Here is an 11,725-nt window from a genome sequence, read left to right on the forward strand (position 1 = left end):
TCATCTCTCTCATTACAACAAGCAGGAGACAATCGATGAACCGCAGCACCGGACTCAAAACCGTTGCGGCGAGCGCCGCCATGCTCGCCCTTTCCCCCGCCTTCGCGCAGTCGAGCGTGACGCTTTATGGCGTGGTCGATACCGGCATCGGCTGGGTCAACAACCAGACCACGCTCGGCTCCACCAGCGGCGGCCATTCGGCCGTGAAGATGATCAACGGCGTGTGGGCGGGCAGCCGCTTCGGCGTGAAGGGCTCGGAAGACCTGGGCGCCGGCACGAAAGCCATCTTCACGCTCGAATCGGGCATCAACTCGGCCACCGGCGCGCAGCAATACACCAACGCGATGTTCGGCCGCCAGTCGTGGGTCGGCCTGACCAACCCGGCCTACGGCACGCTGACCTTCGGCCGCCAGTACGCCTCGTATTACCAGTTGCTCTCGCCCTTCAGCCCGACCAACTCGCTCACCGGGTTCTACGGCGCGCATCCCGGCGACATCGACGGCTTCGACACCATCTATCGCGCTAACAACACCATCCAGTACCTCTCGCCGAAATTCCACGGCTTCTCGTTCGGCGGATCGTATTCGCTGGGCGGCGTGCCAGGCAGTTTCAACGCGGGATCGACGTGGACGGTCGCGCTCCAGTACCTGGAGGGTCCGGTCGGCGTGGGCGTGGGCTTCTCGCGCATCAACAACTCCACGTCTGGCGGCGGTGCGTTCGGCGCGGACTCCACCACCTCGAACAACGGCGCGCAGGCAGGCGTCTCGGCGCTCACCAATGGCTACCAGAGCGCACAGGCGCAGCAGCGCTTCGCGGTGGGCGCGAGTTACCGCTTCAACAGCGCCTGGGACGTGTCCGCGACCTACTCGAACGTGCAGTACATTCCCGGCTCGGGCTCGAAGTTCACCGATACCGCCATCTTCAACACGGGCGGCCTGGTGCTGCACTGGAAGCCCGCGGTGGCGTGGGATCTGGGCGCGGGCTACAGCTATACGCGCGCGACGAAAGCCAACGGCATCACGAACGCCGCACAGTATCAGCAGTTCAATCTCTCGCAGTACTATGCATTGTCGGTACGCACCGGCTTCTACATGCTGGAGGCGTATCAGCACGCCAACGGCTCGACGCTCGGCACGGCGGGCGCGGGCCAGATCATCGACGCGACGGCCACGCTTGGCGACGGCTTCAATTCCACCCCCTCCTCCACGCGCAACCAGGTGGCGGTTGGCGTGGGGATCGTGCACCGGTTTTAAGGGTCGCATGAACACGCCACCTCCAATTTGTTGAACGCCATTCCACTTTTTTCGTAACTGGAATAAGATTCCACAATTATCAAAGACACCGTTCGCCTTACGCGCTCTTCGCCGGGCGCACGGGCGAACCAGCATGGAGGAGGCACGGACATGGGCGCGGCCACGCAACAAGGTTGGGACGAGGAAGTCGATCTGCTGATATTCGGCGCGGGCGCGGCGGGCATGACGGCCGCGCTCGTGGCCGACCACGAGAAGTTGAAGGTCCTGCTTTGCGAAAAGACCGGCATGGTGGGTGGCATCACCTCCACCTCGGGCGGCACCACATGGGTGCCGGGCACGACGCTGAGCGCACAGGCAGGCGTGCCCGACAGCGTGGACGACGCACGGCGCTTTCTCGCGTCGGTGGTCGGCGCGCGCGGCGGCGACGAAGCGCGCGAGGCCTTCCTGCAAAGCGGGCCGCAGGTGATCGACGAACTGGCGCGCATCAGCGACGTGAAGTTCGTCGCCGCCACCGCCCACCCCGATTACGTGAGCGGCCCCGGTGCGGCCTTCGGCGGCCGCGCGCTCGTGCCCGCGCCGTTCGACGCGCGCGTGCTCGGCAAGGCCTTCGCGCGCGTGCGTCCGCCGCGCAAGGAGTTCATGGGGCTCGGCGGCATGATGGTCGCGCGCGCCGATCTGAATGCGCTGCTCGCGCCCTTCGCCACGTTTGCCAACTTCCGGCGCACGATCGCGGTGGTGGGCCGCTATGCGATGGACCGGCTGCGCCACCCGCGCGGCACGCAGCTCGTCATGGGCAACGCGCTTGCCGCGCGCCTCTATTACAGCCTTTGCAAGCGCGATATCGAAGTCCGCTTCGAGAGCCCGCTCGTCGAACTCGTGCGCGAGGACGGCCGCGTGACGGGCGCAGTCGTCGCGACGCCCGGCGGCGGCCGTCGGCGCATCGGCGCGCGGCGCGGCGTGGTGCTCGCCACGGGCGGCATCACGCGTCACCCGACGCTGCGCAACCAGCTCTTTCCCGCCGGTGCGCGCGGCCTGTCGCTCGCACCGCAAACCCACACGGGCGACGGCGTGGACCGCGCCCGCCAGGTCGGCGCCAATGTCGAGAACGGCGGCGACAGCCCGGGCCTCTGGATGCCCTGCTCGATCCGCCGCGCGCGCAACAGCCAGGCGGACGCGGACAGCGTCTGGCCGCATATCATTCTCGATCGCGCGAAACCCGGTCTCATTGCCGTCAACAGCCGGGGCGAGCGCTTCGTGAACGAATCGGACTCCTATCACGACTTCGTGATGGGCATGCTGCGCGACGCGCAGCAGCGCGGCGAGCAAGGACCGCGCGTGGCCGCGCATCTGATCGTCGATGCGGCGTTCATCCACGAATACGGCCTTGGCCTGCTGATGCCGGGCCGCAGCGCGGCGCGCATCGCCGCGTTCGAGCGCTCGGGCTATCTGGTGAAAGGCGCGACGCTTGCCGAACTGGCCGCGAAACTGCAAGTCGATGCTGCGGGTCTCGCGCGCACGGTCGACATCTATAACCGCGCCGCCACGGAAGGCAAGGACCCCGCCTTCGAGCGCGGCAGCAGCCCCATGAACCGCTTCAATGGCGACGCCAGCCAGCAGCCCAACCCGTGCGTGCGCCCCATCGGCGCGGGCCCCTACTACGCCGTGACCGTGTGGCCCGCCGATCTCGCGTGCAGCGCCGGACTGAGCGGCAATGCGAACGGCGAAGTGCTCGACCACGCGGGCCACGTGATCGCGGGCCTGTTCGCGTGCGGCAACGACCTCGCGTCGATCTTTCGCGGCACATATCCCGGCCCCGGCACGACGCTCGGCCCGGCCATCGTGTTCGGCTGGCGCATCGCGAAGTACGTCGCGAACGGCGGCAACGCAAACGCAACACAGAACGTGCGCGCGGCGAGAGCCTGCGCCTGAAACGGAGAAACGCAGTCATGCAACGGATCGTCAATCGCCACGGGCTCGACATGCCCAAGCTGGGTCTCGGCACCTGGCCCATGCTCGGCGACGAATGCACGCGCGCGGTCACCCAGGCGCTCGACCTGGGTTATCGCCATATCGATACGGCCGCCGCGTACAACAATGAAGAAGCCGTTGGCGCCGCCATGGCGCAATCGCAGGTGCCGCGCGAGCAGATTCACGTGACGAGCAAGGTGTGGTGGGATCGACTCAACCCCGAAGACATGCGGGCCTCGTTCGACAACTCGTTGCGCGCGCTACGTTCCGACTACGTCGATCTGTTCCTGATTCACTGGCCCGCGCAGGACTGGGATCTCGCGCGCACGATCGACACGCTCGTTGCGCTCAAGGAAGCGGGCCGTGCGCGAGCGATCGGCGTCGCGAACTTTCCGCTGGCGCTCGTGTGCGAAGTCGTGGAAGTCATGCAGGCCCCGCTGGCCGCGATGCAAGTGGAGTATCACGTCGCGCTGAGCCAGGCGAATCTGCTCGACTTTGCCCGCCGGCACGATATGGCGCTCATTGCGTACAGCCCGCTTGCGCGCAACAAGGTCTCGGAGATGCCGGCGATCCAGCGCATCGCCGCGAGGCACGACGTGCCACCCACCCAGGTCGCGCTGAAGTGGCTGATCGACCAGGCGGGCGTTGCCGCCGTGCCGAAAGCGAGTTCACGGGCCAATCAACTCGCGAATCTGGCATCGCTCGAATTGCGGCTGGATGACGAGGATCGCGCGCTCATCGCGGGCATGCCGAAGAATCAGCGCCTTGTGAGCCCGGCGTTCGCGCCCTGCTGGGACGAGGCCTGACACGCGCCGGACCGCTGAACCCACGACTCCGGCGGAGGAACTGAGGCGCTCTGCCGAGACGATTGTCGTCCTGAGGTGAACGCAGATTCGCGTTTGAGCCGCTTTATCGGCGCAGAACGAGACCGCATACTGGCGGCGTAGATTTCACGACGCCGCCTAGCCCATGTTAAACCGAGACGCCATACGCTCCGGAGCGTTTCTCGAGAGCTTCAACTTCCTCCCGCCAGGAATGCTCTGGACGCAGTCACAGATCGACCAGTCGCTCGCGCAGACGATGGCCAGACGCCCCGCGGGCGAAGACGTCTGGATCTTCGCCTACGGGTCGCTGATGTGGAATCCGCTCTCCTGCTACGACCGCCGCGAGATCGCGACGCTGCAAGGCTGGCATCGCAGCTTCTGCATCCGGCTGCTCGCGGGGCGCGGCACGCCGCAACGCCCCGGCCGCATGCTCGCGCTGGAGCCCGGCGGGTGCACCCAAGGTGTGGCGCTGCGCCTCGCCACCACCACGCTCGATGAGGAACTGCGCATTCTCTGGACGCGCGAAATGCTCACGGGCGCTTACACCCCAACGTGGACCACGGTGACGCTCGCAACGGGCGAGACGCAACACGCCCTCGCCTTCGTGGCCAGCAACTGCGAGCGCCAGTACGAAGCCGACTCGCATCCCGCGAAGATCGCGCGCCTGATCGCCCATGCGCAAGGCCCGCTTGGCACCAACGCCGAATATGTGTTCCGGCTGCGGCAGGCGCTGGCCGATTGCGCACTGAGCGATCCGTACATCGAAGACGTGGCGCACGCGCTGGCAGGTTTGGAAACGAAGCCCCTCTGAGGACGCGCCACGCGTACGATGGAACAACTCGTGCTTGCGAATCGGGCCTCCACTACATCCGGGAGCGCCGCCATGCAAACAGAGTTCGCCACGGGGTTTTCTCATATCAAGCCGCAGGACACGCCGTTCAAAGGCGGCGGACTGCGCGACTTCTTCATTTACCGCGACCTCGGCATCGCGGACGCGACCCACGGCAAGGTCGTCGCGCAACTTGTCAGGGCAAATCTTGCGCCGGAACAGGGCACGGGCTGGCACCGGCATGAGGCGGACTTCCATATTGTCATCATGCTCAAGGGCTGGGCCCGCTTCATGTATGGCGACAAGGAAACGCTCGTCGAAGCCGGCGACTGCGTGCACCAGGCGCCGGGCATCGCGCACTATCTGTTCGATTACTCGCCCGATATGGAGTACCTGGAAATCGTGAGCCCGGCCGATTTCAAATCGATCGACGTGGACGCCCCGTGCAGCGTTCCGGCGCCTGCGGCGTGGGCCGATGTGAGTTCGACGTGATGCGTGCGCCGTGCAGGAGCACGGCGCTACGTTCTGTGCGGCGGTTGCTGATTTCCTCTTCCCGATAGCGCGAACGCGCGCGGAACCCGCGCGCGATGTCTTGCTGGCTGCGCAAGGCTTGGCGCTATTTCTTTGCGGCTCTCCCAGATCGTCCAGACGGTTCGCCGCGATGCGCGGTGAATCGCGCACTTCGGAACACCCCCCATTTTCGGACGAATCCCATATCGCGCGCTTCGGCATCGCGCGAGCATCGCTCTCCTAGGTGATATTTAGCCTGCTTACGCTATCCGCCCCCGGTGCAGGCCCGATCGTCTTCGATTAGGAGGAGAGTCCGTGAATTCCCGCGATCCGCTGGTGCGTCCCGGTATCGACGTTCACCAGTATTACCGCCTCGACATGCCGCACGTGGCCGAAGCCACCAGGGCCGATATCTTTTCCTTCAACGGTCGCCGCGCAATGGGCGAACCGACGAAATACACGATCTTGTTCACGCACCCGAACCCGAATCTCTCGCGCTCGGACTTCCTCAACCATATGGCGGCGTTCGTCATCCAGCCGCCGGCCAGCAGCATTTACAGCCCGACCCCGGAGCCAGCACGCCGCGTCCAGGGTGTCATTACCGCGTTTGCGCAGTTTCCCGGCACGCCGGATCAAACGGTCTATGAACTCACACTCGAATCGCGCCTCGCGCTGCTGCGCAACACGCCCCGATACCGTCACTTTCTGGAAAAGAAAGACCCCGAAATTATCCAGCAGATTCTGAAGAAACACGACTTCAACCAGATATTCGCCGATTTCGAGTTCGATCTTTACCGCCCATACCGAAGCCGGCCGATCGTCATGCAGTGGGGCGAAGACGATCTGACGTTCATCACGCGTTTATGCCGTCGAAGTGGAATCTGGTTTGTCTGCGAGGAAGGCGAATTCTGCGAGCGCGTGCGCTTTGGCGATGACTTCTCCAAATACACGCGCGACCGCGCAAGGTTCGAGGTTCCGTATCACGAACCGGGCGGCCTGCTCACGAATGGTCAGGAGTCCGTGAAGTCGCTTGTCACGCGCAGCGCGACGATGCCCGCAAGCCAGGTTGTCCGTAGTTACAGTCCCGAGCAGTTCTCTGGCGCGCCTGTCGAGGAGGCGCGCCAGAGCGAGTTGGTCCGCAAGGACAAGGACTGGATTGCAGACATGACGACCTACGGCGAAGCCTATGCATGGGGAATGCCGTACGTCGATGCGCAGGCCGCCAGGGAAGAGGTCACACTCCGCCACGAAGCGGCGCGCGCGGCACAGGTCATTTACTCAGGCACGTGCGACATGCTGGATATCGGACCCGCGTGCGTGCTGGAACTGACGAACAGGACATTACCCGACGCGGAGCACGGAATCCTGATCACGGAGATGTCATGCAGCGCCTCCCGCAAGGAAGGCTACAAGGTGGCGTTCACCGCGATACCGGCGGACCGGCAGTACCGCATGCCGCTGATGGAGGAGACGTGGCCCCGCCTTCCCGGCGTGGTGACGGGAACCGTGGCGTCGACAAAGGACTATGTGGGCCCGTATCTGGATAACCAGGGGCGCTACATTGTCCACCTCCACACGGACCGCGACGAGCGCGCAGCGGGACTGGAAAGCTGCCCCATGCGACTCGCCAAGCCGTTCGCGGGGCCGGGGCAAACCGGCTTTCACTTCGGTCTCGAGCCGGGGACGGTCGTGACCGTCGCCTTCTTGTGGAGCAACCCCGACCTTCCGTATATCAGTGGCGTCCTGCACACCGCGAAGCACACTGATCCCATTGTCATGGGCTACCCGTGGGCCTCGCGTCACACGATCCGCACGCGCTCCAACAATACCTTCCAGATGGACGACCGCACCGGGAAGGAGCACATCAAGACATCGACGGATTACGGCAAGTCGCAACTCAATCTTGGTTACATCGTCAACCGTCAAAACGAACAGCGAGGCGTCGGGTTTGAAATTCGTACCGATTACCAGGGTGCCATCCGCAGTGCGGGTTTGCTGCTCACCACGTATGTGCAACCCAAGGCGGGCGGCAAGACAAACGATACGACCCAGGCGGTTGCGCAATTCGATTCGATGCGGGCGAACCTCGAAGCGCTGGCTGAATCGGCACGCGCGTCGAATGCGGAAGTGAGCGATCTGCGGGCCGAGAATCAATGGCTCAAGGATGCATTCGCCGATCTGAAGCGCTCCGTTATTGCGCTGTCCGCGCCCGATGGTATCGGCATGGCAACCCCCGACCGCATGATGGTATCGACGGGCAAGGATACGAGCTTTGCAACGGCGGCCGCTTTTAGCATCCGTGCACTCAAGCGCATTCTGCTGCACGCATACGAGAACATCACCCTGTACGCGGGCAAACTTGGCGTCAAGGTTTTCAGCTACGGACCCGTGCTCATCCAGGCACAGGCCAGCAACGCGCAAGTCGCAGCCAGGGATGATGTCACGATATCGAGCGTGAACGGCGCGCTGTTCTTGCGAGCCAACAGGGAAATGACGTTCGAATGCGGCGGAGCGTATATCCGGTTCAAGGACGGCCAGATTTCTATTGGCGCGGTTCACGGCATCGAAACGTTGGGGCCGTGGAATCGGTATCCCGCCTCGCAGATGCATTTGGCAGGGCCGGAGTTTTCGCCGCAGTTGGTGCCTCTCATCGTGAGTTGTCGTGCGTGGGATGGGAGTTCGGGGGTCTTGCCTGTTTCGCATCTGCCGGATGAGGCGCGAGAAGCGAATAGCGTTGTGGCGGCTCCCGCGCCGCTCGCAAACGCACCGCAAACGGCACCCTCGGCAAAGTCGCCCGTGAGCGCGCCACAAGGGCCACAGGGCTTGCCGGATTCGGCCAATGCGGACCACGATTCCGAGCAGGAACCGAAGAGTCCCGTTGTGAATGAGGCGAGCGTACCGATCAAGCTTGAAAAGGCGGAGTACTGTAATTGGCTGACGCCGGCGTTTACGGTGGAGTGCAAGAGCACGACGGAGACGGGCATGTATTACGGCCTTGATAAGGATAGGAATCCCTATCCGACAGTCACTGGCGCTCTGGGCGTCCAACAACTGAGTGGCAAAACGGCTCGATATTAGTGGCTTTCGCGTTGGAGGCGGAGGTGCATGGAGAGCAGACCTTGCAGGCGTCACGGTGATGAATAAAGATGACTATCCGGTTGAGACGATTACAACGATGGGCGAATCAAGAACGCTAGTAACGATACCGGCTGGCGAAACCGTAACGTACAAGTTCCTTTCCGTCCCGGCGGAAAAAATACCGAAGGGTGACTACGAATTTGGTGCGCTGGTATATACGAGTATTTACGTTTCTGGTGTGAACGGGGCCGGCGGCACTGTCAATTTCGTCAGTGACACAAGATCGACACCCTTCACCTTCGACACCGACTTTCCCTCAACGCCTCAGGAGTGGAAGGACTACGAGGAGCGCCAGCGCGCCAAGTTGTCCGAGCACGTCACTCCATCGGGGCACGCTGTGGCCGAAGATGGCTATTACCGCCTGATATCGGACACCGGCCAGCGAAGCCGTTGGGTATACGAGTTCAAGAAAGGTGCGCCCAGCTACAAAAAAGAACTCATCTACGATTCAAAAGGCGAGGCGTTTCTCGGTCGACCTGTATGGCAATGGGAAGCCGATCTTGCACGCAAAACGCTGTGCAGCCCCGGCGAGCCTTGTCCTCGCGAAGGACGATGGGTCGGGATAAAGTTCGCCCACAGATCGTGGACCGCTGACGAATACTATCTGTACGGGAATCGTCGATTTCAGGCGGGTGAGACCATGCCGCCCGTCCTGGGTGACGGAGACAGTGAGGTTCCCTACGCTCACTGGAAATGGTTCGGGGCATGACATGCAAAGGCGCGCATATATTCGACAAGGCGATCACACGACTAACGGCGGGTACGTGCTCGATGGCATCAAGGATACAAATGGCCTTGGCAAGCCGCTGAGTTACCTGTTTGCCAAAGTCCGCTGCTACGTCTGCGGGACAGACGGCTTTATCGCGCCGTCTGGAAATCGTCCCGACGACAACCTTGGTGGTGGCAAGCGTCCGGCGCTGGAGTTCGACATTTGCAAATGCCAATGCGATCCGCCTCCGCTCCTTCTTGCGTCCGACCATGGCATGACCGCTTGGGTGTAATCGACATGACCGCTGGAGCGGATTCGCCGGCTCACACCGCCGCTCTTTCCGCGGAGGCTTTCATTCGAGCGTCAAAAACGCTGTCTCGGCAGTTCACGCGCACGACCGAATAGCCTCCACCCGGGCAACAGCTCCCCCAGACCACCCCGCCCATGCAACTTCTCAGCGCACTTCCTGCTCCGGAACCGTGCATGCGCTGGCACCACGATAAAGCGCCTGTTCACACCACCGTCATGTCGAAGCGTCACCAGCGCTTGAAATCCGGCGAAAAGAAAGCCCCGTCCAGCCGTACGCACCAGCATCAAGCAAACCGCGCCAGTCCGCCCGGCTGACGCGCCATGCATCGTTTTTGTGCCCGCCCCCGTGCGCCGAGCCTCTCCCGGCCACACCCTGCCCCCACACCCCGCCCCCAGCCTCCCCCTGGCATCAAATCGGCACGAAAGTTGCATTGACCCCAACAGCCCGATCACCCGGCGCTGCGGCAACCGCCGCGCGGCGTGCGTGCCGGCGTGCGCCTTCTTGAGGCACGCACGAGCACATGCTTTCCGATCAGGCGAATCCGCTGGCGCGACGCGCATCGCAACAAGTTCGCGCGCCGGCGGTCATCACGCGTCACCGATCGAAAGCAGCGCGCGCGGCGCTTGAAGCAGCCGCCGGTCAGGGCAGTCGGGGCAGGTTCTGCCAGGCATAGCGGACAAAAGCAGCGGACGGAAGAACGGATATGACGCAAACATTCTTCAACGAGATGTTCGAGCACGGGGAATTCGACGTCCGGGGCGTGGCCCCCACGGCGTTCGCGCAGGCCGGTGAGCCACGCGCCCATTACCGCGAGTTCCTCGCATGGATGCGCGGCCAGAACGAGCCGCAAATGCACAAGAAACGCGCGGAGGCCGATGCGATATTCCGGCGCGTGGGCATCACGTTTGCCGTCTATGGCGAAAAGGACGTGACGGGCGCGGGCACCGAGCGCACGATTCCGTTCGACGTGATCCCGCGTATCTTCCAGCGACAGGAGTGGAACAAGCTCGAACGCGGACTGCGCCAGCGTGTCAACGCGCTCAATCGCTTTATCCACGATATCTATCACGAGCAGGAGATCGTGAAGCGCGGCATCGTGCCCGCCGACCAGATCCTGAACAACGCGCAATACCGCCCCGAGATGCAGGGCGTCAACGTCGCGCGCGACATCTACGCGCATATCGCGGGCATCGACATCGTGCGCGCCGACGAGGGCGAGTTCTACGTGCTGGAAGACAATTTGCGCGTGCCCTCCGGCGTCTCGTACATGCTGGAGAACCGCAAGATGATGATGCGGCTCTTTCCCGATCTGTTCGTGCGCAACCGCATCGCGCCCGTCGCGCACTATCCCGACCTGCTGCTCGACACGCTGCGCGCCGCCGCGCCCGCGGGCGCCGACAACCCGACGGTCGTGCTGCTCACGCCCGGCATGTACAACTCGGCTTATTTCGAGCACGCGTTCCTCGCTCAGCAAATGGGCATCGAACTCGTGGAAGGTCAGGATCTGTTCGTCGACAAGGATTACCTCTACATGCGCACGACGCAGGGTCCGCAGCGCGTGGATGTGATCTACCGGCGCGTGGACGACGACTTTCTCGATCCGCTCTCCTTCCGCCCCGACTCCACGCTCGGCGCGGCGGGCCTCATGAATGTCTACCGCAAGGGCAACGTCACGCTGTGCAACGCGGTGGGCACGGGCGTGGCCGACGACAAGTCGATTTACCCGTACGTGCCCGACATGGTGCGCTTCTATCTGGGCGAGGAGCCGCTGCTCAACAATGTGCCCACGTGGATGTGCCGCAAGCCCGACGACCTGCAATACGTGCTCGACCATTTGCCCGATCTGGTCGTGAAGGAAACGCATGGCGCGGGCGGCTACGGCATGCTGATCGGCCCGGCTTCCACGCGCGCCGAGATCGAGGCGTTCCGCGCGGCGCTCGTCGCCAACCCCGACAAGTACATTGCGCAGCCCACGCTTTCGCTCTCCACCTGCCCCACCTGGGTCGAATCGGGCATCGCGCCGCGCCATATCGACCTGCGTCCGTTCGTGCTCTCCGGCAAGGAGGTGCGCATGGTGCCGGGCGGCCTCACTCGCGTGGCGCTGCGCGAAGGCTCGCTCGTCGTCAATTCCTCGCAGGGCGGCGGCACCAAGGACACCTGGGTTCTGGAACGATAGCCATTCGA

At 63.6% G+C, this 11,725-nt stretch carries 9 protein-coding genes; all 9 read left to right on the top strand.

Annotation, left to right across the window (positions count from 1 at the left end; all coding sequences use genetic code 11):
• Positions 1 to 35 precede the first annotated feature (35 nt).
• The 9 genes from C7401_RS15310 (at position 36) to C7401_RS15345 (ending at position 11,717) form a co-directional block, all read left to right on the top strand.
• On the top strand, positions 36 to 1,253 hold the full coding sequence (locus tag C7401_RS15310) for a porin (protein WP_112172234.1): 1,218 nt from the start codon (positions 36 to 38) through the stop codon (positions 1,251 to 1,253).
• Positions 1,254 to 1,403: 150 nt separating this feature from the next.
• The gene (locus C7401_RS15315; protein WP_112172235.1) at positions 1,404 to 3,182 is read left to right on the top strand and encodes an FAD-binding protein; all 1,779 of its coding nucleotides are present in this window, start codon (positions 1,404 to 1,406) and stop codon (positions 3,180 to 3,182) included.
• 17 nt (positions 3,183 to 3,199) lie between these two features.
• Entirely contained in the window at positions 3,200 to 4,027 is an 828-nt protein-coding gene (locus tag C7401_RS15320; protein WP_112172236.1) for an aldo/keto reductase, read from the top strand.
• Positions 4,028 to 4,256: 229 nt separating this feature from the next.
• Positions 4,257 to 4,856, top strand: coding sequence for a gamma-glutamylcyclotransferase (locus tag C7401_RS15325; protein ID WP_309251995.1), 600 nt, complete (start codon positions 4,257 to 4,259; stop codon positions 4,854 to 4,856).
• A gap of 72 nt (positions 4,857 to 4,928) precedes the next feature.
• Positions 4,929 to 5,366 carry a cupin domain-containing protein gene (locus tag C7401_RS15330; RefSeq protein ID WP_112172238.1) on the top strand — a complete coding sequence of 146 codons (438 nt, stop codon included), beginning with the start codon at positions 4,929 to 4,931 and terminating at the stop codon, positions 5,364 to 5,366.
• 333 nt (positions 5,367 to 5,699) lie between these two features.
• Complete coding sequence (locus C7401_RS15335) at positions 5,700 to 8,462, top strand: type VI secretion system Vgr family protein (protein WP_112172239.1); 2,763 nt, start codon at positions 5,700 to 5,702, stop codon at positions 8,460 to 8,462.
• Positions 8,463 to 8,520: 58 nt separating this feature from the next.
• Positions 8,521 to 9,231: a hypothetical protein gene (locus C7401_RS15340; protein ID WP_112172240.1), complete on the top strand. Its 711-nt coding sequence runs from the start codon at positions 8,521 to 8,523 to the stop codon at positions 9,229 to 9,231.
• Between the two features lie 55 nt (positions 9,232 to 9,286).
• Positions 9,287 to 9,523 (top strand): PAAR domain-containing protein, encoded by a 237-nt coding sequence (locus C7401_RS44375; RefSeq protein WP_146757929.1) that lies wholly within the window; start codon positions 9,287 to 9,289, stop codon positions 9,521 to 9,523.
• 721 nt (positions 9,524 to 10,244) lie between these two features.
• Complete coding sequence (locus C7401_RS15345; protein WP_112172241.1) at positions 10,245 to 11,717, top strand: circularly permuted type 2 ATP-grasp protein; 1,473 nt, start codon at positions 10,245 to 10,247, stop codon at positions 11,715 to 11,717.
• The last annotated feature ends 8 nt before the right edge of the window (positions 11,718 to 11,725 follow it).

It is taken from the genome of Paraburkholderia unamae, assembly GCF_003268775.1.
In the GTDB taxonomy this organism is placed as follows: domain Bacteria; phylum Pseudomonadota; class Gammaproteobacteria; order Burkholderiales; family Burkholderiaceae; genus Paraburkholderia; species Paraburkholderia unamae.